We start from the raw sequence: 24,348 nt of genomic DNA on the forward strand, positions 1-24,348 counted from the left end.
GCGTCAAGACTTGTGACTGAGAGCGCTCTCAAAAAGAAGAACTCTTCACAACTCGACGCTGGTCGGGGCCACTTGGCGGCCCTGTGCCGAGCATCCGGGATGACGTGTGATCAGGAACTGAACGCGGTGTCCGGGATCGCCCGTCTCCGCCCCACTTGGACTAACGGAGGGCGGTTGTTGGACTGGAGAAGCCGTCGGGGCCGTACGTCGTTGACGGTGCGCGGAGCCGACGACTACGCAATGCACATGTCACCAAGAAGTACGCCGGTGGGCGCAGCAGCCGCCGCCGCAGCCGCCGTCCTGGCCCTGGTGGGGACCGCGCTCCCCGCCGTCGCCGCCACCCCCGTACCCGCCGCGGCCGGCAGCGCCGTCCCCGCGGGCAGCCCCGTCATCTCCTCCCACCAGCTCGCCGTCGCCGTCGCCGCCGACTTCCCGCGCGTCCTCACGTACACCGACCGCGCCTCCGGCAAGCGGCTGACCGGCTCCACCCGGCCGGTCACCGCCGTCACCCTGAACGGCACCGCGCACCCCGTCCGGCTCAAGGGCGCTTTGAGGACCACCGGGTCGGCCGCCCGCTACACGCTGGCCTTCACCGACCTGCCGGGCGTCGAGATCGACGCCACGCTCTCCGTCTCCGGGCGCGCGACCACCTTCAAGGTGACCGCCGTCCGCGACACCGCCGCCTTCCGGGTCTCCACGATCGACATACCCGGCCACGACCTGGTCTCCGTCGCCAGCACCGACGCCGGGGCCGCGACCGCCTTCACCCGGCTGGACACCGACTCCACGAAGACCGCCGACGTCTTCGCGGACGTCACGAAGGACACCCCGGCCGACTCCGCGCCCTCCGGGGCCACCTACGCGATCCTCAACACCGGGTCGCTGGCCGCCGCCGTGGAGTCCAACTCCTCGTACGACAAGCCCTCCGGCGCCACCGACGGCGACGACGCCCGCTTCTGGCACCAGGCCCGCAAGGAGGACGACGGCTCCACCCGGGTCGCCGTCTGGTCGGGGCAGTGGACCTACCGGGGCGAGGGGGCGCCCAAGCCGGAGAGCGGCGACAACCTGCCCTGGGCGAAGGTCGTCGTCACCCCCGACGCCAACGGCGACAAGGCCGTCGACTGGCAGGACGGGGCCGTCGCGTTCCGCTCCATCGGCGTGGTCGCGCCGGGCAGCGAGGACACCGCGGACCGGGTGATCACGCACATCCCGTTCAACTTCGCCAGCCAGGCCACCCACCCCTTCCTGCGCACCCTGGACGACGTCAAGCGGATCTCGCTGTCCACGGACGGCCTCGGCCAGCTCGCCCTGCTCAAGGGGTACGCCTCCGAGGGCCACGACTCCGCCCACCCCGACTACGGCGGCGACTACAACAAGCGCGCCGGCGGGCTGAAGGACCTCAACGCCCTCCTGAAGGACGGCAAGAAGTGGGGCGCCACCTTCGGCGTCCACGTCAACGCCACGGAGGCGTACCCGGAGGCGAAGGCGTTCGACGAACAGCTTGTCGACAAGACGAAGCCGGGCTGGAACTGGCTGGGCCAGAGCTACTACATCGACCAGCGCCGCGACATCAACAGCGGCGACCTCGCCGAGCGCTTCCAGCAGCTGCGCGACGAGACCGGCTCCAACCTCTCCATGCTGTACATCGACGTCTACTACACGCACGGCTGGATCGCGGACAAGACCGTCCAGGCCCTCCAGAAGCAGGGCTGGAACGTCTCCAGCGAGTGGGCCGACAAATTCGAGCGGGCCTCGCTCTGGTCGCACTGGGCCAATGACCTCGACTACGGCGGCGCCACCAACAAGGGCCTCAACTCGAAGATCATCCGGTTCATCCGCAACGGCGAGAAGGACGTCTGGAACAACGACCCGGTCCTCGGCCAGAGCGCCATCGACGAGTTCGAGGGGTGGACCGGCGAGACCGACTGGAACACCTTCTACGACAACATCTGGCAGCGCAATCTGCCCGCCAAGTACCTCCAGCAGCAGCAGATCACCCGCTGGGACGGCAACGACATCACCCTGACCGGCGGGGTCAGCGGCACGGTCGAGGACGGCAGGCGCACCTTCTACGACCACGGCCGCAAGGTGCTCAGCGGCACCGACTACCTGCTCCCGTGGGACGACGGCAAGAAGCTGTACCACTACAGCCAGGACGGCGGTACGAGCAGCTGGGCTGTGCCGTCGAAGGGCACGTACACCGTCTACGCGCTCACCGACAACGGCCGCGTCAGGACCGGCACGGTCCGCCCGGTCGACGGGAGGATCACGCTGAAGGCCGAGGCCGGACAGCCGTACGTCCTCTACCCGGACCAGGCCCCCCGGGCCGCGGACGCCAAGTGGGGCGAGGACACCCTCGTCGCCGACCCCGGCTTCAACGACGACCGGCTCGGCGACTGGTCGAAGACCGGCACCGCCGTCCGCGACACCGACGACCGGGGCCGCAACAGCGCGAAGCTCTCGGGCACCGCGACCGCCGCGCTCTCCCAGCGCATCGACGGACTGAAGCCCGGCGCCCGCTACACCGCGTCCGCCCTCATCGAGGTCGAACCCGGAAAGAGCAGGCACACCACCCTCTCGGCCGGCGGGAAGTCCGTCGCCGTGGACCACTCCACGGCCAAGGACTACGTCGCCGCTTCCGACTGGCACGGCACGTACTTCCAGCGCGCCGAGGTCAACTTCACCGCCCCCGCCCATGGCCGCACCAGCTTGCGCATCGAGGCCGCGAAGGGCAGCACGGCGAGTGTCCGCGCCGACGACGTACGCATCGTCGCCAACGCACCGGCCACGAAGAAGAACACCGTCGTCCACGAGGACTTCGAGGACGTCGCCCAGGGCTGGGGCCCCTTCCTCAAGGGCGACGCGGGCGGCTCCACCGACCCCCGCACCGTCATCTCCCAGCTGCACGCCCCGTACACCCAGGCCGGCTGGAACGGGAAGCTCGTCGACGACGTGCTCGACGGCAAGGAGTCGCTGAAGGCCCACGAGGAGAACACCGGGCTCGTCTACCGCACCGCCCCCTGGACCGTCCCGATGACGGACGGCCACCGCTACCGGGTCGAGTACGACTACCAGTCCAGCCACGCCGGGGCCTACGAGTGGGTCGACGGCTACGACCGGATCACCGGCGACGGCAAGCCCGCGTCCGTCGAGACCCGGACCACCGCCATCGGCGCCCAGCACACCACCGGCCACTTCGCCGAGACCGTCACGGCGGGCTGCGGCGACACCTGGACCGGTCTGCGCAAGCGCGGCGACGCCCCCGAGGGTGCCGACTTCGTCCTCGACGGCTTCACCGTGACCGACCTCGGCAGGGCGCCCGCCGACGAGCGGGCCGCCTGCTCCACGCTCGCGGTGACGGCCGCCGCCGAGACCCTGGAACCGGGCACCGCCAACACCGTGAAGGCGAGCTTCACCAACTACGAGTCCACCGCCGCCACCGGCGTCTCGGTGAAGCTGACCCTCCCCGACGGCTGGCAGGCCGAGCCCGCGGGCTCCGTCACCTTCGGCTCGGTCGCGGCCGGCGCCACGGCCACCGCGAGCTGGCAGGTCACCCCGCCTCTCGACGCCGAGTACCGCACGTACGCCCTGGCCTCCGAGGCGTCGTATACGACCGGCGACGGGCAGCGGACGCTCGGCGCGCAGACCTCCGTACGCACCCTGCCGCCGCCGCCCACCACGGACAGCTGGGCCAGTGACCTGGACTGGACGGCCACCACCAACGGCTGGGGGCCGGTCGAGCGCGACCTGTCCAACGGCGAGACCGGAACCGGTGACGGCACCCCGCTGACCATCGGCGGCACGGTCCACGAGAAGGGCCTCGGCAGCCACGCCCCGGCCACCGTCCGCTACTACCTCGGCGGCCGGTGCACCTCGTTCACCGCGGAGGTGGGCGTGGACGACGTGCAGAAGACCGCGGGCAGCGTGCGGTTCTCCATCGAGGCGGACGGCACCGAGGTGGTGAAGTCACCGGTCCTCAAGGCCGCCGACGCCGCCTGGCCGCTCACCGCCGACGTCACCGGAGCCACGTATGTCGAGCTGATCGTCGGCGACGGCGGCGACGGAAACGGCAACGACCACGCCGACTGGGGCAGCGCCCGCTTCCACTGCGGCGGCTGAACCGGCCGCGGCAGGGGGCGGGGCCCGCACGGGTCCCGCCCCCGCAGTCTGCCCGGACTCTGGGAAGGAGGGCCCACGCACGCGTACGCTCGGAAACCATGGGGGAGTTGAGAGCGGACTGGCGGCTGCGGTTGCGCCGCGACGGCCCGGAGGGACCGGTGTGCGGGGCCGGTGTGCTGCTCACCCAGGACCGGATACTGACCTGCGCCCACGTCGTCGGTGAGGCGGACGCCCGGATGTGGGTGGAGTTCGCCGAGAGCCCCGGCATCCCGCCGGTCGCCGCCCGGGTCGCCCCGGACGGCTGGCTCCCGGGCCGCGAAGGACCCGACCGTGAGGACGTCGCCGTCCTCGCCCTGGACAGCCCCCGCCCCCAGGCCGAACCCGCCCCGCTCGGGCGGCGGCTGGAACGCGGCCGGGAGGTGTGGGCCGGCGGCTACTCGCAGACCTTCGACGACGGCATGTGGCTCTCCGGCCGGATCAGCGGACTCCACGGCGACTGGGTGCAGTTGGACGCCAGGAACAACGCCGAGGTGGTGCGCCCCGGCTTCAGCGGCGCCGCCGTCCACACCCGCCGCGAGGACTCCCGCCCCGAACAGGTCGTCGGCCTCGTCGTCAGCTGGCGCGGCGACCTGGAGCTGGCACCGCCCACCGAGAACGACCTCGCCTTCTCCTACATGATCCCCGTCGACCGCATCGCCGCACTCGTCCCGCTGGTCGCCGAACTGTGCGGCCCCGACGGCTGGGACCCGGGACTCGCGCGGCGGCTGCGCCACTGGTTCGCGGGCGTCGACCAGCCGTCCGTGCGCTTCGGCGTCGTCCCGTCCGGCGGCGGTCGGGACCGCACCCTGCGCCACCAGCTGCACCGCGCCCACCTCGTCCACCACGGCGGCCGGGACCGGCCCGCCGCGCTGGTGGAGACCCTGGTCGCCCAGCTCCGTCCCCCGCGCCACCAGCGCAACCGCTACCGCGACTGGCTCCTGGAGGGCGGCGACGAACCCGAACGCTCACTCGCCGGCCGGCCCGCCGCCGGACCCGTCCTCGCCGTCCTCGGCCTGGACGAGGACCCGGACCCGGCCGGGCTCGTCCGCATTCTGGCCCGGGTGCGCACCCTCGGCTTCCGGCTCCTGATCACCGTGCGCGCCGCCGACGGCCCGTGGTTCGACCCGGTCGTGCGCGAGCTGCTCGTACCGGCCCTGGACGAGCAGGCCGAGGAACTGCTGCGCCGGGCCGAAAACAGGGAACGCGAGTGGGCCCGGCTCAGCGGCCTGATCGACTCGGCGTCCGCACCCCCACGCCCCGCCACCGCCCCGGCCACCCGCCGCCGCCACCTCCGCGACCTGCGCACACTCCCCGAACCCCACGCACAGCTGACCGCACTCAAACAGCTGTTACGGGACTTACGCACCGACCTCGACGCGCGGCCCGGACCGGGCGGCCCCGGCCTGCCGGACCAGCGCACCGGCCCGGCGGGGCGCCCATGAGAATCCCCTGCCCGCACCGCCGCTTCACCGGCGCCCCCTGCGAAGGCGCCGTGCGGTCCACCGGCTACTGCGACACCTGCGGGCGCGGCCAGGCCGCCACCGGCCTCCCGTCCCTGCCCGCCGCCCCCGAGGACCACGGCCCCCGCGGACTCCTCGAACTCCCGCTGCTGGACCCGGGCAGCCCCGCCGAGCGCCTGGCCGCCGCCGAACGCCCGGTACGCATCGCGATGACCTGCTCCGCCAAGGCCTGCGGCACCGCGTTCGTCCCCCCGTACACCGCCGCCCCGCCCCCCGACGAGGGGCACTGCCCGGTGTGCGGGGCGCCCTACTCCTACCGCCCCGAACTGACGAAGGACGGGCCGCCGCTCCAGGACCAGTACCGCATCCGGGGCCCCATCGCCCACGGCGGCCAGGGCTGGGTCTACCTCGCCGAGGACACCCACCTGGAGGACTTCGTCGCCGTCAAGGGACTCCTCAACCGCTACGCCGAACGCGGCGCGGCCCAGGCCGGTGAGGAGCGCCGCAGCCTCGTCGCCATCCGGCACGAACGCATCGTCCAGATCCGCGACTTCGTCTCCACCACCAACCCCGACGGCACGGTCTCCGGCGGCTACATCGTGATGGAGGACGTCGGCGACCGCACCCTGTCCGCCCTCGTCGAATCCGTCCGGCAGGGCGCCTTGACCCTCGACATCGAGCACGTCATCACCTACGGCTGCCAGATCCTGGAGGCCCTCGCCCATCTGCACGGCATGGGCTTCCTCTACGGCGACATGAAGCCGTCCAACGTCATCCACCACCTCGACGGCATCAAGGTCATCGACCTCGGCGGCGTCCGCAAGGCGGGCAGCGCCGACCCGCCGCCCGTCATCACCCCCTGGTTCGCCGCCCCCGAGACACACAGCGGCAGCCCCCTCACCGTCGCCCACGACGTGCACACGGTCGGCGCCACCCTCGCCGAACTCGCCGGCTGGGCCGTCGGCGACGACGTGCCGGGCCTCGGCACCAGCTCCTTCCGGCTCGTCGTGGATCGCGCCACAGCCCCGGACCCCGAACAGCGCTTCGGCTCCGCCGACGACATGGCCGGACAGCTGCGCGGGGTGCTGCGCGAGATCCGGGCCCTGCGCGGCAAGCGGGACCAGCCCGAACCCTCCGCCTACTTCACCCCCTCCACCGAACTGCTCGGCGCCCGCCTCGGCTCGGTGCCCGACTACGCGCACTGGCTGCGCCGCCCGCTGCACAGCCGACGCGAGACGCCCCGGGCCCCCGCGCTCGACCCGGGCAGGCCCACCCCCACCGAGATCGCCCGCAGGCTGCCGGTGCCCAGGCCCTACCCGGGCGACCCGCAGGCCGCCCGCTTCGGGGTCAGCAGCTACGACCCCGGCCAGCCGCTCACCCAGCCCGCCGAGGGGGAGCGCTCGGTCGAGATCTGCCTGCACAACGCCCGGCTGCTGCTCGGCCAGGAGGACGACGACGCGCTCGCGCGAGCCCGCGCCCAGGTCGAGGCGGCGGACGCCATACCGGGACCCGGACCGGTCAGGCAGTGGCGGCTCAACTGGCACTGGGGCCTGGTCGCGCTGCGCGCGGCCGATGTGCTGGTGCCCGACGCGGCACGGGAGGAGCGGGACGCGATGCTGGAGGCCGCCCACGGCCACTTCGCCGCCGTCCACCGGGCGCTGCCCGGCGAGTACGCGGCCAAGCTGGCGCTCGCCTACTGCGCGGAACAGCTCGGCCCCGCCCGGCAGCCCGCCGACGGCCCGTCCGCGTACGAACTGTTCCGCGCGGTGCACGCCCGCAACCCCTCGCACGTGGGCGCCGCCCTCGGCCTGGCCAGGCTCGCCCTCGCACGCGGCGACCGGGCCGCCGCCGTCGAGGTCCTGGACCTGGTGCCCGACGAGTCCCGCGACCACACCGTCGCCCGCGTCGCGGCCCTGCGCATCCGGGCGGCCCGGCTGGCTGCGGGGGAGCGGCCGCTGCCCGACGAGGCCGACATCGACGCCGCGCTGACCGCCCTCGCCGGCCCGGTGGTGAGCGGCGACGAGGCGGCCTGGCTGCTGCGGACCGAGCTGTACGAGTGGAAGCTCGACGCCGTACGCGCGGCAGCCGGCTCCCCGGCACCGCGCCGGGGATGGCTGCGCATGGGCCTGCCGCCCCCGCCCGTACCCGGCGAACGGGCCGTGCGCGCGGAGCTGGAGCAGTGCTACCGGTGGCTCGCCCGGCAGCGGCAGAGACCGGCCGAGTACGAGCGGCTGATCGACCTCTCCCACGCGGTCCGCCCGCAGACCCGCTTCTGACCCGCTTCTGGCACGCCTCCGACCTGCCTCCGACCCGTTTCCGGCCCCTTTCCGGACCGGCGCGGACCCGCCTCCGACCGACGCGACCCCGCCTCCGACCGACAGACTTGCCCGCCCCGGCGCCGCCCCGGTGCCGTACCCCCCCCGGAGACCGTCCCATGGGTGCTCCCGCCCCGCCGCCGACCGGGCTCACCTTCGCCGTGTCCGTCGACGTCCGGCGCGACCAGCAGCCGCACCACGACGCCCTGATCGACGCCCACGTCCGGGTCAAGGCCACCGGCACCGGCCCCCGCGACCGGCGGCCCGCCGTCGAACTGGCCGTCGTCATCGCCCTGGACGTCGCCGCGCCCCGCAGGCGCGACGCGGCGTCCGCCCTCTCCGCCGCCCTGCGCGCGCTGCCCGACGGCCTGTCCTTCACCGTCCTCGGCGGCACCGACGACGACGGGCCCACCCGCTGCTACCCGCTGCGCGGCCGGTGGGCGCTGGCCGACACCGACGAGAAACGCCGCGCCGCATTCAGCGCCCGCCGGATCGCCCCGGCCCCCGACGACCGGCCGCCCCCGGGCTACGGGGCCTGGCTCGCCGCCGCCCGCGCCCTCTTCGCCGAACGCCCGCTGCCCGTACGCCACCTGATCCTCATCACTGACGGCAGCGGCCACGGGCCGGCCGGCGACGACAGCGCGCTGGAGGCCGAACTCACGGCGTGCGCCGGGGTGTTCAGCGCCGATGTGCTGGCGCTGGGCAAGGAGTGGGACCCGGCCCCGCTGATCACCCTCACCGAGAGCCTGCACGGGACGGCCGACAGCCCGCCCGACCGGTTCGCGCCCGCCGTCGCGGGCGCGCTGCGGCGGCTGCGCCGGGTCCGCAGCCCCGAACTGCCCGTCACGGTCACCGGGCGCCCGGCCGTGACCGCCGTCGCGCTCGCCGAGACCGCCCCCCGGCAGCACGTACTCGCACCGGTGACCGGGACCGAGGGCCCGTGCCGTTTCGACTTCCCCACCCACCAGTGGGAGCCGGGCACCCGCGACTACCTCCTCACCCTGCGGGCCGACGCGAGCACCGACCCGCTCGGCGTCCTGCTGCAACTGGTCACCGTCTCGGTCGGCGACGCCATCGCACCGCTCCTGGTCCGCTGGCTGCCGCCCGGTGTCGCCGTGGGCGCCGGCTCCTCCGACGGCGGGGGCGGCACGCTCCGGACGGTGAACGCCGACACCCGGATGCGCAACGCCCTCAACCGCGGCTACGCCGCCCTGGACCCGCTGAGCCGCGACGTGGCCGAGCAGCAGTTCGGCATCGCGGCCCGGCTGGCCACCGAAATGGGCGTCGCCTGGGCCCTGGCGGACATCGGCAAGGTCGCCGACATCCTCGACGGGCCCCGGGGCGTGGTCCGCGTCGGCCCCACCGTCGACCGCGGCACCGTGCGCAGGGGCCGGCTGCACGCCGCGTCCGGCCACCACCTCGACCTGCCGGAACACACCGCGGGCAGGCCCAGGAAATGCGCCGCCTGCCACCACATCGCGGGGCCACGCGCCCAGTACTGCATCGACTGCGGGAGGCATCTGTGACGGACCGGCCCACCCGCTGGACGCGCGCCTTCCGGGCCCGCCGCCCGACCGGCTCGCGCACCCGCCGACTGCTCGAACTGCACCTGGCGGTCATCGTGCTCGCCGGGATCGTCTCGATGACCGCGCTGCTCGTCTCCTACCGCGAGGTGCAGAACGCCGCCGGCGAGATGCGCACCCACGCCGCCCCCGCCGTCCAGGGCGTCGCCGCCACCCAGCTGGCGCTGCTGCGCGCCCACCAGGAGGCCCAGGCGTCCGTGGACAGCGGCATCGACGAGGTCGTCGGCGCCGGGGCACGCTACGAGGCCCAGCTCTCCGCCGCCAACCAGGGCCTGTCCCGGCTCTCCGACGTACAGATCGACGGGGAGCGCGGCCGGGGCGTGCTGAAGACCGTCACCGGCGTGCTGACCTCGTACAGCGGCTCCATCACGCCCGGGACCGTCAAGTACGTGGACGACAACCTGATGCAGCGGCAGAAGATGAGCGAGGCCAAGCGCCTCCTCGACCGGCCGGGCACCGGGGTCGTGCCCCGCCTGGACGTCCTCCAGCACCACCAGATGCGGCGGATGAGCCGGATCAGCTCCCTGGGCCCCCTCCAGGCCACCGGCTGGGCGGTCGCCGAACTGGGCCTGCTGGTCCTCGCCCTGACCACGCTCAGCGCGCTGTGGCTGCTGCGCCGCCGCTGCGGCCGCTCCCTGGACGCCTGGCTGCTGCCGGCGCTCCTGGTGGCCCTCGCCCTGGCCGTCGTACCGCTGTGGGCGACCGTCGGCACCCAGGAACGGCTGGACACCGCGCGCCACGAGCTGGTGCGGATCGAACAACGGGCCGACCGTCACGCGGACCTCGCGGAGGACCAGAGTTACGTCACCCGCACCTCCACCGCCCTGCACGGCCGGCTGGAGGCCGAGCGCTGGCAGAGCTGGACCTACTACGGGGCGCTCGGCGGCGGCGCGCTGATCATCCTGCTGCCGGTCGCGGGCCTCAGCCGCAGGCTCAACGCCGACTACTACTGGAGGGCCGGATGACAGGCCGGCCCAGGCGCTTCTGCTCGCCCTCGTGCTGCTCCTGACGACGGCCGGCTGCGGCCTCGCGGCCCCCGGCGGCAGCGACGCCGAACCGAAGGTGACGATCCTCGGCCCCTGGACCGGCGCGCAGGAGGACCGGTTCACGGATGTCCTGGACGGCTTCGGCATCCCGTACACCTACCAGGGCACCGCCGCCACCCGCGAGGTGCTGCTCGCCGAGGTCCAGGCCGGCAACCCGCCCGACATCGCGATCCTGCCCGGCGTCGGCGAACTCGTGGAGTACGCCGCCGAGGGCCGGCTGAACCGCCTGGGCGACCTGTACGACAGCAAGGAGTACGGCACCCCGTGGCGCCCCGCGGCCCAGGGGCTGGCGGACGACCTGTGGGTCCCGCTCAAGGCCGACCTCAAGTCCATCGCCTGGTACCGCGACGGCGAGGCCCCACCACCCCAGCCGGCCCCGCTGAGCGCCTGGTGCGCCGGCATGGGCGACGACGGCTCGTCCGGCTGGCCCGGCAGCGACTGGATCGAGGACCTGCTCCTCCAGCAGGCGGGACCGGCGCTGTACGCGCGCTGGGCGACCGGTGACCTGGACTGGACCGCCGACTACGTCGTCACCGCCTGGACCACCTGGGCGGGCCTGCTCTCCCAGGGCTCGCGCGCACAGCGCCGGGCGATCCTGGAGAGCGACCACCGGGGCCCGGAGGGCGGGAACGGGCTGCTCTTCGGCGGCGGCTGCACCGTCGAACACCAGGGCTCCTTCGCCCGCTCCTTCTACGGGGACCGCCAGGGCCGGGCCGTCCTCACCGACTCGGCGGGGCTGCTGCCGGGCGGCCCGTACAGGGTGCGGGGCCACGAGGTCTCGGCCGACTTCGCCGCGCTCTTCGGCGGGGGTGACGCGGCCCGCGCGCTGATCCGGCGGCTCGCCTCCGAGAAGGCCCAGGAGGAATGGGGCCGCGAGGGCGGGGTGTTTTCGGCCAATTCCGCGGTGCCGGCCCGCAAGGGCGAGGTCGAGAAGCAGGTGAGCAGCCGCCTCACGGACCAGGGGGTGCCGCTGTGCCTGGACGCGTCGGACGTCATGCCGGCGGCGGTGCGGGACGCGTTCTACGAGGCGGTGCTGCTGACCGTGGCGCATCCGGACGAGCCGGTGCGCGCCCGCCTCGAAGGCATCCAGAAGGTGCAGGACGCCCAGCCCGCCACCATCCCCCGGCTCACGGGTGTGTGCGGCAGACCACAGTGAGCCTTTGTGGAACCTCCACAAGCGATGGCGGGTACCGGCTGGTACTTCGCCTGCATGGCTCCGGGCTTCTGTCAGGCTCCACCAGTAAACCGGGCAGGAGACTGTACGGAGTCGACGGCAGGATTTTCTTGGCCGGGTTCGTAGGGTCGGTACATGACCGTTGTGGACGAAACCCAGGGCGAGCCGAGCGACACCCGCGGCCGTGTGGCCGAACTGCTGGCACTGCGCGAGCAGGCCCGGCGCGGACCCAGTGACCGGGCGACCGAGGCGCAGCACGCCAAGGGCAAGCTGACCGCCCGCGAGCGCATCGAGCTGCTCGTGGACCCGGGTTCGTTCCACGAGGTCGAGCAGCTGCGCCGGCACCGGGCGACGGGTTTCGGCCTGGAGGCGAAGAAGCCGTACACCGATGGTGTGATCACCGGGTGGGGCACGGTGGATGGCCGGACGGTGTTCGTGTACGCGCACGACTTCCGGATCTTCGGCGGTGCGCTGGGCGAGGCTCACGCGACGAAGATCCATAAGATCATGGACATGGCGATCTCGGCCGGTGCGCCGCTGGTCTCGCTGAACGACGGCGCGGGTGCCCGTATCCAGGAGGGCGTCTCGGCGCTCGCCGGGTACGGGGGGATCTTCCAGCGCAACACCAGGGCGTCCGGTGTCATCCCGCAGATCAGCGTGATGCTCGGCCCGTGTGCGGGCGGCGCGGCCTACAGCCCCGCCCTCACCGACTTCGTGTTCATGGTCCGTGAGACCTCGCAGATGTTCATCACCGGTCCGGACGTCGTCAAGGCGGTCACGGGCGAGGAGATCACCCAGAACGGCCTCGGCGGGGCAGATGTGCACGCGGAGACCTCGGGCGTCGCGCACTTCGCGTACGACGACGAGGAGACCTGCATCGCCGAGGTCCGCTACCTCATCGGGATGCTGCCCTCCAACAACCGGGAGAACCCGCCCACCGCGGCGAGCGACGACCCGGCCGACCGGCGCGGCGACACCCTCCTGGACCTCGTGCCGGCCGATGGCAACCGCCCGTACGACATGCACAAGGTGATCGAGGAGCTCGTCGACGACGGGGACTACCTGGAGATCCACGAGCGCTGGGCCCGCAACATCATCTGCGCGCTGGCCCGGATGGACGGCCAGGTCGTCGGGATCGTCGCCAACCAGCCGCAGGCCCTGGCGGGCGTGCTGGACATCGAGGCGTCCGAGAAAGCCGCACGCTTCGTACAGATGTGCGACGCCTTCAACATCCCCATCATCACTCTTCTGGACGTCCCCGGCTTCCTGCCCGGCGTCGACCAGGAGCACGGTGGAATCATCCGCCACGGCGCGAAGCTGCTCTACGCCTACTGCAACGCGACGGTGCCCAGGATCTCCCTGATCCTGCGCAAGGCCTACGGCGGCGCCTACATCGTCATGGACAGCCAGTCCATCGGCGCCGACCTCACCTACGCCTGGCCCACCAACGAGATCGCCGTCATGGGCGCCGAAGGCGCCGCCAACGTCATCTTCCGCCGCCAGATCGCCGAGGCCCAGGACCCCGAAGCCATGCGCACCCGCATGGTCAAGGAGTACAAGACCGAGCTGATGCACCCGTACTACGCAGCCGAACGCGGACTCGTGGACGACGTCATCGACCCCGCCGAAACCCGCGAGGTCCTGATCGCCTCGCTCGCGATGCTCCGCTCCAAGCACGCCGACCTGCCGGCCCGCAAGCACGGCAACCCCCCGCAGTAGTCCGAGGCCCCGCAGCGACCCTGTGAGCCCGCGAACAGCTGCCCAGAAGACGGAGAGACACACCATGAGCACTGCCACCGCCGAGTCCGTGCTGCGCGTCGAGAAGGGTCTCGCCGACCCCGAGGAGCTGGCCGCCGTCACCGCGGTCCTGCTCGCCCGCGCGGCCGCCCAGCCCGCCGAGATCCCCGCCCTCCGGGGCCGCGACACGGCAGGCTGGCGCCGCCTGGAGCGCACCCCCGGCTTCCGGGCGCCCCACAGCTGGCAGGGCTGACCCCCGGGCGGGCCGAATCGAGCCCGTCCGGAGATCGAGGACAAGCAAGGCCGCCAGACCGGGCGGCACACGCACGAGGGCCCCGCACTCACAGGAGTGCGGGGCCCTCGCGCGTACGGCGGCACCTACCGCAGGCGGGCCATCAACGCGTGCTCGACCAGTGTGATCAGCGCGCTCTTCGCATCCGCCCGGTGCCGCGCGTCCGTCGTCAGGATCGGCGTGTCCGGTCCGATCTGGAGCGCTTCGCGCACCTCGTCGGGGGTGTACGGCTGGTGTCCGTCGAAGCCGTTGAGGGCGATGACGAACGGGAGTCCGCTGTTCTCGAAGTAGTCGACCGCCGGGAAGCAGTCGGCGAGCCTGCGGGTGTCGACGAGGACGACGGCGCCGATGGCGCCGCGTACCAGGTCGTCCCACATGAACCAGAAGCGGTCCTGGCCCGGTGTACCGAAGAGGTACAGGATCAGGTCCTGGTCCAGCGTGATGCGGCCGAAGTCCATCGCCACCGTCGTGGTGGTCTTGTCCCCCGTGTGTGTCAGGTCGTCGATGCCCGCCGACGCGGACGTCATCACGGCTTCGGTGCGCAGCGGATTGATCTCCGAGACGGCACCGACAAACGTGGTCTTACCCACGCCGAACCCGCCTGCTACCACGATCTTCGCCGAGGTAGTGGAGCGGGCCGCTCCGCCGCTAGAGCTTTCGAAGTCCACTGAGCACCCTTTCGAGCAGTGTCACATCTGGCTGGCCGCCGGCGGACTCGTCGCCGCCGGGCTGGTGGATAGCGACGAGTCCGGCCTCTGCCAGGTCGGCTACGAGGATCCGGGCCACGCCGAGGGGGATCGAGAGGAGGGCCGAGATCTCGGCCACCGACTTGATCTCGAAGCACAGCCGGCAGATCCGCTGGTGCTCGGGCAACTGCCCTTGCAGCCGGGACGGATCAGCCGTGGTACTGACCAACGCCTCAATCGCGAGTTGGTAGCGCGGTCGGGTCCGCCCACCTGTCATGGCGTACGGACGAACCAGCGGATTGTGCGCGACCGGAGCCGGCTCGGGAGCCCGCCGCGGCTGCACCGGCTGGATACGGGGAGGCTGCTGCGGACCGTCCAGCCGGTGCGGACGCCGCGGGCGTCCCGGCTGCTGGGGCTCCTGCTGGGGCCAGTCGGAGCCCTGGCCGTGCTGCGGCTGCCGGTACGGCTGGTAGGGCTGCTGACCGCCCTGTCTGCCGGGTGCGGAGGGGAAGTTGAAACGATCGTCCCCGTGCTCACCCGATACGTGCCGACCACCGTCGAACCGGTGCCCGCCTGGGGGTGTACCCACGATGCCTCCTCCGCCTGCCGGTCCCGAATCCAGTGGGTCCGCGCCACCGAACCCTATGGCGCGGTGCCGCGAAACGCACTGTCTGTCTACTAGTTAAGAAGACTTCCCTGAAGCTCGGCGCGCAGGTCCGGAGTGAGGACGCTGCCGGCACGGTCGACCAGAAGGGCCATTTCGTACCCAACCAGGCCGATGTCGGCGTCCGGGTGGGCGAGAACGGCCAGCGAGGATCCGTCGGAAACGGACATGATGAAGAGGAATCCGCGTTCCATCTCCACAACCGTCTGATTCACCGCGCCGCCCTCGAAGATCCGCGAGGCGCCGGCCGTCAGCGAGGTCAGCCCGGAGGCGACCGCCGCCAGCTGGTCGGCACGGTCCCGCGGGAATCCCTCGGACATCGCCAGCAGGAGTCCGTCGGCGGAGACCACCACCGTGTGCGACACCCCGGGGGTGTTGTCCACGAAGTTGGTGATCAACCAGTTCAGATTCTGCGCCGCCTGGCTCATCGGGCTCACACTAACGCTCCTGGTTGTAGGTATTACTTGTGTCCGAACCCGCGTTGCGTCCCCGCAGGACACCGCGCCGCAGGTTGCTCAGCCTGCCACGCACGTCCTCCGGAGCGCGGGAGACCTGGGGGCCGCCCTGCTGGGTCTGTTCGGCTGTGCCCTCGACCAGATTGGCCTTGGGCACGCGCCGGGGAAGACCGGACGGGGTTATCCCGCCTGCCTTCGGCTCCCGGAGCTTCTCGGCCCGCTCCCAGCGCTCGTCGTTGGCCGAGCGCCAGTCGTCGGAGCCGTCGTTTCCGGCGTTTCCGTCGGGGGCCTGTCGCGCCGGCGACGGCTGCTGCGGCGGTTCCTGCCCCAGCGGCCCCTCCTGCGCGGCATCGGGCCGGCCGTTCCCGCGGCCCGTGGGCTGCCAGTGCTGCTGGCCGCCCCGGCGCGGAAGACCGGCTTCGGTGAGTTCGTGGCCGGCGTTCGGGGCGGGGCCCGAACGCTCGAAGCCTACGTGTTCCCGCGACTCGGCGGGAGCGCTCGCCACAGATTCCGCTTCCGGCTGCGCCACCGGCTCGAAGCCGTTCGAGTACGCCTCCTGACCAGGCCACTCTTCCTGCTGGGGCTGGGCGCCGTACTGCTCGTCATATGCCTGCTGGGGGGCCTCGGCAGCCGCGTATGCAGCCTCCGGATAGCCGCCCTGGGAGGGGTCGTAGCCGTCGTAGCCCTGCTGCCCGGCGTAGCCGGTGCCGCCGGGGTACGGGTCGTAGCCGCCTTCGTAGCCCGGCTGCGCGTAACCCTGCTGCCCCGCCTGGACCGCCTGCCCGTCCTGCTGCGGTTCCTGGCCGTACTGCTGAGCCGCGTAGGGGTCCTCGGCGCCGGCGCCGGCGTCGGAGCCGTACCCGGCCTCGGCGTACTGCTGCTCGCCGCCGGTCTGCGCCTCCAGCGCCGCGCGGCGCTCCTCCCGCATCAGCGAGCGGCCCACCGGGTCGAGCTGCGGGGCGTCCGTGGACGGCTCCTCGTAGCGCGAGTCGTCGAAGCCGAGTTCGGCCGCCGTACGCAGCTGCGGCTGCTGCGGCAGCGCGTCGAAGGCCTGCTGCTGCGGAATCATCGAGGAGACGGTGAAGTCGTCCTGGTCCGGGGCCTCGCCGCCGCCACCGTGGGTGATCGCGTCCGGCAGCATGACCAGCGAGGTCGTGCCGGCCTGCTCGCCCGAGGGGCGCAGCTGGACCCGGATGCCGTGCCGGTCGGCGAGCCTGCCGACCACGAACAGGCCCATGCGCTGGGAGACCGCCGCGTCCACCGTCGGCGGGTTGGCGAGCTTGTGGTTGATGTCGGCGAAGTCCTCGGCGGTGAGGCCGATGCCCTTGTCGTGGATCTCGATCATCACGCGGCTGTCGGGCAGCCGGGTCGCGGTGACCCGCACCTTGGTCTGCGGCGAGGAGAAGGTGGTGGCGTTCTCCAGCAGCTCGGCCAGCAGGTGCACGAGGTCGGTGACGGACTGACCGTGGATCTCGGTCTCGGGGACGCCGGACAGCTCGATGCGCTCGTAGGACTCCACCTCGGAGGAGGCGGCGCGCAACACGTCCACCAGCGGCACCGGCTGGTTCCAGCGGCGGCCCGGCTCCTCGCCCGCGAGGACGAGCAGGTTCTCGCCGTTGCGCCGCATACGGGTCGCCAGGTGGTCCAGCCGGAACAGGCTCTCCAGCTGGTCCGGGTCGGCCTCGTTGTTCTCCAGGTCGGTGATGAGGGTCAGCTGGCCCTCGATGAGCGACTGGTTGCGGCGCGAGAGGTTGGTGAAGATCGCGTTGACGTTGCCCCGGAGCATGGCCTGCTCGGCCGCGAGCCGGACCGCCTCGCGGTGCACCTGGTCGAAGGCGCGGGCGACCTCGCCGATCTCGTCCTGACTGTTGATCGGGATCGGCTGGACACGGGTGTCGACCCGGCCCGGGTCGGTCCGCGAGAGCTGGTCGACCAGCGAGGGCAGCCGCTGCTCGGCGATGCCGAAGGCGGCGGTACGCAGCCGGCGCATCGAGCGGCTCATCTGCCGGGCCATGAGCCCGGCCAGGACGAAGGCGGCCAGCAGGGCGACGAGCACGATCGTCGCGTTGACGACGGCGTCGGTGCGGGCGCTGGACGAGATGTCCGCGGCCTCGGCCACCGCCCGGTCCACGAGCTCGTCCTCGACCGTGGTGTAGCCGTCGAACTTGGCGGTCGCCGCGGCCATCCAGGTCTCGGGGGTGATCCCCTTCGCCTTCAGCTGGGCCGGGTCCTTGCCGAGGCCGATCTCCTGGGCCATGCCGTCGTAGACCGAGCCGTCGATGGTCGGCGGTGTCACGAACGGAACCCCGGCCGCGTCCGCCTTCTGCTTGGCGGCCTTCAGCTCGGCGGCGCCGGCGGTGGCCTTGGCGGTCATGACCTGCTTCAGCCGGGCCGCGTCGGCCTCCGTACCACCGGAGGTGAACTCACCGAGGGCGATCTGCTCCAGGTAGTTGTACGAGCCGAAGGCCTTCACCTGGTCGTTGAACTTGCCGCTCTCCTTGCTGGGACGCACCAGGAGGTGCATACCAATGGAGCGCTGAAGCGATTCTGCGGCCTTGGCCAGTTCGATCGCGTAGACGGTACGGCCGTAGCTGGTGATGTTGCCGGTGCCGAGGCCCAGTTCGTTGCAGAACTCCATGAGGGAGTGCTGCACCTGGACGTAGCCCTCTTCGGTCTTCACCGGGTCCATGGCGGCGGTGTAGGCGGCCTTGCGCAGCTGCGGGAGCTTGGGCTCCTCCAGTTTGAACAGCTTGAGGCGGCGCTCCAGGCCCTGCGTGGCCGGCATCCCCTGGACGGCCTTGTCGAACTTCTCGGCGGCCGCGTCCGTGGTGGCGCGGGCCTCGGTGACGACGTCGTCGTCCCGCTTGTTCGACAGCAGCGGCTCGGCGGTGAGGTCGCGCTCGTTGAGGAGGGCCTGCCCGTACTCGGCGGCGGCGCGCACGACCAGCGCGGTCTTCTCCGCGTCCTGGGCCTCCTGCCAGGTGTTGATCGACCCCTTCACCTGGAAGCCGCCCATGACCAGGCCGACCAGTACGGGGATCAGGAGGATGGCGTTCAGCCGGGTGGGCACCCGCCAGTTGCGCGGGGACAGCCGGCTGGTGCTGCCACCGGCCGGTACCGCCTCGGACACGTCGGCGGACGGCCCCGCGGCGGCACGCGACGGCGGGGTGAAGTTGCCCCGCTCGGCCTGCGCCGGGGAGCCCTCGTTGTTACGCCTCACTCGACCAACAACCTCTCGGCGTCGACACCTACGCTGTGCCGTTTTTTGTTCAGGGCCGTACTACTCGGGAGTCGGTCGAATTGCAGCACGGCTACGGGTCCCGTTCCAAACAGTTGGAACGGGCGATTCCGAGTGGCGTACGCCTCAGATAAATCGGGCATAAAGAACGAGCCCCGTCAAAAGACGAGGCTCATGTGAGCGCAGCGGCACCGGTCGTGCGCATCCGGTGTCGGGCGGGGGGTAATTCTCTGTCGAAACGTTATGAATGCGGGGGCGGATCGTGTCAAAGGACACAGTCCGCCCCCGTGTGACTACTGTAACTGCCGTATGCCACTACCTACTTGCGACTACTTGAGCCGGGCCATCAAAGCGTGCTCGACCAGCGTGATCAGGCCGCTCTTCGCATCGCCGCGGTGTCGTGCGTCGGTGGTGATGATCGGCGTGTCCGGTCCGATCTGGAGCGCTTCGCGCACCTCGTCGGGGGTGTACGGCTGGTGTCCGTCGAAGCCGTTGAGGGCGATGACGAACGGGAGTCCGCTGTTCTCGAAGTAGTCGACCGCCGGGAAGCAGTCGGCGAGCCTGCGGGTGTCGACGAGGACGACGGCGCCGATGGCGCCGCGTACCAGGTCGTCCCACATGAACCAGAAGCGGTCCTGGCCCGGTGTACCGAAGAGGTACAGGATCAGGTCCTGGTCCAGCGTGATGCGGCCGAAGTCCATCGCCACCGTCGTGGTGGTCTTTCCGCCGGTGTGCGTGAGGTCGTCGATGCCCGCCGACGCGGACGTCATCACGGCTTCGGTGCGTAGCGGATTGATCTCCGAGACGGCACCGACAAACGTGGTTTTGCCCACGCCGAACCCACCGGCCACGACGATCTTCGCCGAGGTGGTGGCCCGGGTCGCCGCGCCGCCGTTAGAGCTTTCGAAGTCCACTGAGCACCCTTTCGAGCAGTGTCACATCCGGCGCGCCGCCGGCCTCTCCGTTGCCCGGCTGGTGGATGGCCACCATGCCGGCTTCCGCCAGGTCCGCGACAAGAATCCGCGCCACACCGAGGGGCATCGACAGCAGGGCCGAGACCTCGGCCACCGACTTGACCTCGCGGCACAGATGGCAGATCCGCTGATGCTCGGGGAGCAGGGTCCCCAGATGCGCGGGATCGGCCGTGGTGCTGACCAGTGCTTCTATCGCTAGCTGATAGCGCGGCCGGGTGCGTCCGCCGGTCATGGCGTACGGACGGACCAGCGGCTGGTCGCCCTCACCTTCGTACGACGCGTGACTGGACGCGCCGTACGGATCGGGTGAGGCGGGTGGCGGGGTCATGAATCCTCCGGGCGTGACAGCAGGGTGTCGACTTGCCGTCTGAAGGGGCCGGTGAGGGGCTGTAAGCGGCCGGACGGGCGAGGGTTGAGTGCGGTACCTGGGTAGATCGTCTGTGTCACTGGTTCACGGCCGCCTAATGGAGCAGGCTGCCCTGGAGCTCCGCGCGGAGGTCCGGGGTCAGGACAGTGCCCGCCCGGTCCACCAGCAGAGCCATTTCGTAGCCGACCAGACCGATGTCGGCGTCCGGGTGGGCCAGCACGGCCAGCGAGGAGCCGTCGGAGATGGACATGAGGAACAGGAAGCCGCGTTCCATCTCCACCACGGTCTGGCTGACGGCGCCGCCCTCGAAGATCCGGGAGGCGCCGGCCGTCAGCGAGGTCAGTCCGGACGCGACGGCCGCCAGCTGGTCGGCGCGGTCGCGCGGGAAACCTTCGGACATCGCCAGCAGGAGGCCGTCCGCCGAGACCACCACCGTGTGCGACACCCCGGGGGTGTTGTCCACGAAGTTGGTGATCAGCCAGTTCAGATTCTGTGCGGCCTGACTCATCGGGCTCAACTAACGCTCCTGCTGGTGAGTGGGGCCGAGGGGGAAACTGCCGGTCTGTCCGCTGCCTGCCTGGCGTCCTTGCTGGATGCCGCGGCGCAGATTGGTCAGACGCCCGCGCACATCATCGGGCGCACGCGAGACCTGGGGACCGGACTGGTTGTTCTGCTGCTGGGCGGTACCCGGCACCAGGTTGGCACGCGGGACCCGGCGAGGCAGACCGGACGTGGTGATTCCGCCCGCCGCGGGCTTCTTCACCCGCTCCGCCTGCCGGACGATCTCGTCGTTCGGCGAAGCGCGCCAGCTGCTCGTCACCCCCGGGTCGCCGAGGCCGCGCTGCGGTGCGGCGGGAGCGGTGGGCTCCGGCGCCGACTGCTGCGGGAAGCCGGGCTCCGGGGCGGGAGGCTGCTGCTGGGCACCCTGCTGACCCTGCTGCGGACCGTGGAACCAGTTGGTCTCCAGCGTGTCGTACAGCGGGGTGCGGCCGTCGCCGGGACCGGAGGCCGGCGGCAGCGCCTCGGGCTGCTGCGGCTGCTGCGGCAGGACCGGGCGGTACGGGGCGTCGGCGGCCGGCACGGGCGGGCGCGGCGCACCGAAGTCCTGGTCGCCGCGCTGCCGGGGCGCGGGCTGCTGCTGGGCGCCGAAGTCCGGGCGGGCGAACTGCGAGGTGCTCGCCACGTCCGGGTTCTGCGGCTGCGCGCCGGGCGCGGGTGCCGAGAAGTCCGGGCGGGCGAACTCGGCCGTGGCGCCGGGGCCCTGGCGGTCGTCGGCCTGCGGACGCGGCGGCAGCGGCTGCGGGAACCGGCCCGTGTTCTCCGACTCCTCGTGACCGCGCGGTGCGTCGAGCGGGGAGCGGTGCTGCGGGGCCGACGGCTCGTCGGTGCCCCAGCTGGTGGTCTGCGGGCGCTGCGGGGCGGGGAAGCCGCCGTTCGGACCGCCCTGGGCCGGGGCTCCGGGCAGTTCGGCACGCGGGCCGCCGACGGGAGGCAGCTGACGCTCGCCGCGACCGCGCGGCGGCTCGAAGGCGCCGCGGCCGTCCTGACCGCCCTGGCCCTGCCCCGGGCCGGCCTGGTCGAACCGGGCCTGCTGGGGATGCGGGACCTGCCGTGCGGGGCCGTTCTGCTCCGGACGCCGCTGGTCGAACAGGCTGGGCTGGCCCGAGTCCGTACGGCCGGAGCCGTCGCCCTGGCCGCGGGCGCCGAGCCGGGCACCGCCGAACGCGCCGGCCAGACCGCCGCCACCCGGGCGCGGAGCCTCCGGACGGCCGCCGTCCTGCGGCGAGCGGCCCTGCGGCTTCTGGAACGCCGAGTCCTGCCCGCCGGGCCCGCCCTGCGGGCGGTTGCCGTCGCGGGCCGGCAGCGCGGCCCGGGGACCGGAACCGGCACCGACCTGCCCGCGCTGGGGGCCCTGCCCCGCCGCGAGCCGTCCGGCCTGGGCGTTGGCGTTGTTGCCGGCGAGCAGACCGCCGGGGGACTGCTGGCCGGGCGCCTGCTTGGGCGCCGGCTGCTTGCCGCCGTGGGCGACGTCGACCGGGAGCATGACCAGCGCGGTGGTGCCGCCGGAGTCCGAGGGGCGCAGCTGGATACGGATGCCGTGACGCAGGGACAGCCGGCCGACCACGAACAGACCCATGCGGCGGGAGACCGAGACGTCCACGGTGGGCGGCGACGCGAGCCGCTCGTTGATCGCCGCGAGGTCCTCGGGGGACAGGCCGATGCCGGTGTCGTGGATCTCGACGAGCACCCGGCCGTCGGGCAGCGCGTGACCGGTGACCCGGACCTTCGTCTGCGGCGAGGAGAACGACGTGGCGTTCTCCAGCAGCTCGGCGAGCAGGTGCACGAGGTCGTTGACGACGCGGCCGGCGACCTCGGTGGCCGGCACGGCGGCCAGTTCGATGCGCTCGTACTGCTCCACCTCGGAGGCGGCGGCACGGAGCACGTCGACCAGCGGCACGGGACGGGTCCACCGGCGCCCCGGCTCCTCGCCCGCGAGGACGAGGAGGTTCTCGCCGTTCCGGCGCATACGGGTCGCGAGGTGGTCGAGCTTGAAGAGCGAGGACAGCTGGTCCGGGTCGGCCTCGCGCGACTCCAGCTCGGAGATGAGCGAGAGCTGGCGCTGGATGAGGCCCTGCGAACGGCGCGACAGGTTGGTGAACATCGCGTTGACGTTGCCCCGCAGAAGGGCCTGCTCGGCGGCGAGACGGACCGCCTCGCGGTGCACGTCGTCGAAGGCCGCGGCCACCTTGCCGATCTCGTCACGGGAGTGCACACCGACGGACTCGACGGAGGTGTCGACGTCCTGCGGGTCCGACTCGGAGAGCTGCTTGACGAGCTCCGGCAGCCGGTCCTGCGCGACGCGCGTCGCGGTGTCCTGGAGGCGGCGCAGCGAGCGGATCATGGACCGGGCCACGACGAAGGCGCCGACCAGGGAGACGCCGAGGACCAGGAGGATCAGCGCACCGGAGATGATCGCCTCGCGCTGGGACTCGTCGCGCAGTTCGCGCGCCTTGCTCTCCATGTCGCTGAGGAGGGTCTCCTCGACCACCTTCATGGCGTTGATCTTGGTGGAGTCCTGGTCGTACCAGTCCATGTACGAACGGCGCGAGGAGGCGCCGCTCATGGAGGTCGGGTTCTCCAGCATCTTCCTGGCGTACGTGTCCGCCGCCTTGATGTCCGGATGGCCCTCGTCCAGCGTCGAGGTCAGCTCCTCGGCGCTCTTGCCGGTGGAGGTGTAGATCGCCTCGAAGGAGTTGCGGGCCGCGCTCTCCTTGCGCTGCGCGGCGAGGCCGAACTGCTGGTCGTTGCGGTCGAGGTCGGGCTTCTTGTCGCCGCCGCCGGGCAGCGCGGCGGCGATGACCGCGCGCTGGACCGAGGCGTACTCCTTGGCGGAGGAGAACGCCGCCAGCGCACGGGTCCGCTTGATCATCTCGGGGCTGCTGGTCGCCTGCGCCATGTCCTGGGAGAGGCTCAGCAGCGAGGTGATCAGCTGGCTGTAGGCGTCGATCGTCTGGAGACTCGGGCTGTCCTTGACGTACGCCTGCTTGCGGATGTCACGGATGGAGCCGAGCTGCGCGGCGATCTGCTGGACGCTGGCGTGGATGCTCTCCAGCGTCTCGTCGTCGGTGGTGTCGCCGATGTCCTCGGTGGCCGAGAAGAACGCCTTCTTCGCCCGGTCGGTCTTCTTGCGCGGCTCGGTGACCTTGAAGTCGGTCGCCGGGACTCCGTTGGACAGCGGGCCGGCCGACCGGTCGCGCTCCTCCTGGAGCGCCTGGGCCAGCGCGGTCGCCTGCTTGGTCATCCGGGTCAGCAGCTGCATGTGCTCCAGCTGCTGGATGTCGTTCATGGAGTCGTTGATGCGCAGACCGCCCAGGGTGGTCGCGGCGACCACGGGGAGGGCGAGCAGGGAGACCAGGCGCGTGCTGATGCGCCAGTTGCGCAGAGCTACGCGTGAGCCCGTGTTGACAGGGCCGCGTGACTTGGGCGCGGCGGCCGGTTCGGAGGCGTTGTTGGTCGGTGCGGCGCCGGGGCGCCGTTCGCGATCGCCGTGGTCACCGGCCGCGGCCGGTCCGGGGTTCTGGGCGTGCTGGGGCGAGGAGCCGCGGTCGGTCCCGCCGCGCGGCTCCTGTTCGGCCGCAGCGCTGCCATCCCTCTTGAAACGTCCCTGCACTAGCGTCGCAACCTCTGGACCAGGCGTT

Annotated in this window: 16 protein-coding genes; 8 read left to right on the forward strand and 8 right to left on the reverse strand. The window is 72.1% G+C overall.

What is annotated here, in order from left to right:
- Positions 1-246: 246 nt before the first annotated feature.
- The 8 genes from P8A18_RS24960 (at position 247) to P8A18_RS24995 (ending at position 13,726) form a co-directional block, all read left to right on the forward strand.
- On the forward strand, positions 247-4,119 hold the full coding sequence (locus tag P8A18_RS24960; protein WP_306057813.1) for an endo-alpha-N-acetylgalactosaminidase family protein: 3,873 nt from the start codon (positions 247-249) through the stop codon (positions 4,117-4,119).
- Positions 4,120-4,217: 98 nt separating this feature from the next.
- Positions 4,218-5,600, forward strand: coding sequence for a S1 family peptidase (locus P8A18_RS24965; protein ID WP_306057815.1), 1,383 nt, complete (start codon positions 4,218-4,220; stop codon positions 5,598-5,600).
- Positions 5,597-7,894, forward strand: a complete 2,298-nt coding sequence (locus P8A18_RS24970; protein ID WP_306057818.1) for a serine/threonine protein kinase — start codon at positions 5,597-5,599, stop codon at positions 7,892-7,894. Before P8A18_RS24965 ends, P8A18_RS24970 begins: the two co-directional genes overlap by 4 nt.
- Positions 7,895-8,052: 158 nt before the next feature.
- The gene (locus tag P8A18_RS24975; RefSeq protein WP_306057824.1) at positions 8,053-9,459 is read left to right on the forward strand and encodes a vWA domain-containing protein; all 1,407 of its coding nucleotides are present in this window, start codon (positions 8,053-8,055) and stop codon (positions 9,457-9,459) included.
- Complete coding sequence (locus P8A18_RS24980; protein WP_306057826.1) at positions 9,456-10,481, forward strand: GlnX family signal transduction membrane protein; 1,026 nt, start codon at positions 9,456-9,458, stop codon at positions 10,479-10,481. Before P8A18_RS24975 ends, P8A18_RS24980 begins: the two co-directional genes overlap by 4 nt.
- Before the next feature lie 31 nt (positions 10,482-10,512).
- Positions 10,513-11,718, forward strand: coding sequence for a carbohydrate ABC transporter substrate-binding protein (locus tag P8A18_RS24985; protein ID WP_306057828.1), 1,206 nt, complete (start codon positions 10,513-10,515; stop codon positions 11,716-11,718).
- Positions 11,719-11,871: 153 nt separating this feature from the next.
- Positions 11,872-13,455 (forward strand): acyl-CoA carboxylase subunit beta, encoded by a 1,584-nt coding sequence (locus tag P8A18_RS24990; RefSeq protein ID WP_306057830.1) that lies wholly within the window; start codon positions 11,872-11,874, stop codon positions 13,453-13,455.
- A 64-nt stretch (positions 13,456-13,519) separates the two neighbouring features.
- Positions 13,520-13,726: an acyl-CoA carboxylase subunit epsilon gene (locus P8A18_RS24995; protein WP_018551714.1), complete on the forward strand. Its 207-nt coding sequence runs from the start codon at positions 13,520-13,522 to the stop codon at positions 13,724-13,726.
- A gap of 125 nt (positions 13,727-13,851) precedes the next feature.
- Here the strand turns inward: P8A18_RS24995 and P8A18_RS25000 are convergent, their stop codons facing one another.
- The 8 genes from P8A18_RS25000 to P8A18_RS25035 all read right to left on the reverse strand — a co-directional run bounded on the left by P8A18_RS25000 (position 13,852) and on the right by P8A18_RS25035 (position 24,320).
- A complete protein-coding gene (locus tag P8A18_RS25000) occupies positions 13,852-14,433 on the reverse strand; it encodes a GTP-binding protein (protein ID WP_026249631.1) in 582 nt (193 codons plus the stop codon).
- Positions 14,414-15,040, reverse strand: a complete 627-nt coding sequence (locus tag P8A18_RS25005) for a DUF742 domain-containing protein (RefSeq protein WP_306057834.1) — start codon at positions 15,038-15,040, stop codon at positions 14,414-14,416. The genes P8A18_RS25000 and P8A18_RS25005 overlap by 20 nt, the downstream gene beginning before the upstream one ends.
- An 89-nt stretch (positions 15,041-15,129) precedes the next feature.
- Positions 15,130-15,543, reverse strand: coding sequence for a roadblock/LC7 domain-containing protein (locus P8A18_RS25010; protein ID WP_018551717.1), 414 nt, complete (start codon positions 15,541-15,543; stop codon positions 15,130-15,132).
- Between the two features lie 10 nt (positions 15,544-15,553).
- Positions 15,554-18,790: a sensor histidine kinase gene (locus P8A18_RS25015; RefSeq protein WP_306057836.1), complete on the reverse strand. Its 3,237-nt coding sequence runs from the start codon at positions 18,788-18,790 to the stop codon at positions 15,554-15,556.
- Positions 18,791-19,137: 347 nt separating this feature from the next.
- Positions 19,138-19,722, reverse strand: coding sequence for a GTP-binding protein (locus P8A18_RS25020; RefSeq protein WP_306057838.1), 585 nt, complete (start codon positions 19,720-19,722; stop codon positions 19,138-19,140).
- Positions 19,703-20,110, reverse strand: coding sequence for a DUF742 domain-containing protein (locus tag P8A18_RS25025; protein ID WP_018521347.1), 408 nt, complete (start codon positions 20,108-20,110; stop codon positions 19,703-19,705). The genes P8A18_RS25020 and P8A18_RS25025 overlap by 20 nt, the downstream gene beginning before the upstream one ends.
- 133 nt (positions 20,111-20,243) lie before the next feature.
- A complete protein-coding gene (locus P8A18_RS25030) occupies positions 20,244-20,657 on the reverse strand; it encodes a roadblock/LC7 domain-containing protein (protein ID WP_006127850.1) in 414 nt (137 codons plus the stop codon).
- A 9-nt stretch (positions 20,658-20,666) separates the two neighbouring features.
- Positions 20,667-24,320: a sensor histidine kinase gene (locus P8A18_RS25035; RefSeq protein WP_306057841.1), complete on the reverse strand. Its 3,654-nt coding sequence runs from the start codon at positions 24,318-24,320 to the stop codon at positions 20,667-20,669.
- Between the last annotated feature and the right edge of the window lie 28 nt (positions 24,321-24,348).

It is taken from the genome of Streptomyces sp. Mut1 (assembly GCF_030719295.1).
Taxonomy (GTDB): domain Bacteria; phylum Actinomycetota; class Actinomycetes; order Streptomycetales; family Streptomycetaceae; genus Streptomyces; species Streptomyces castrisilvae.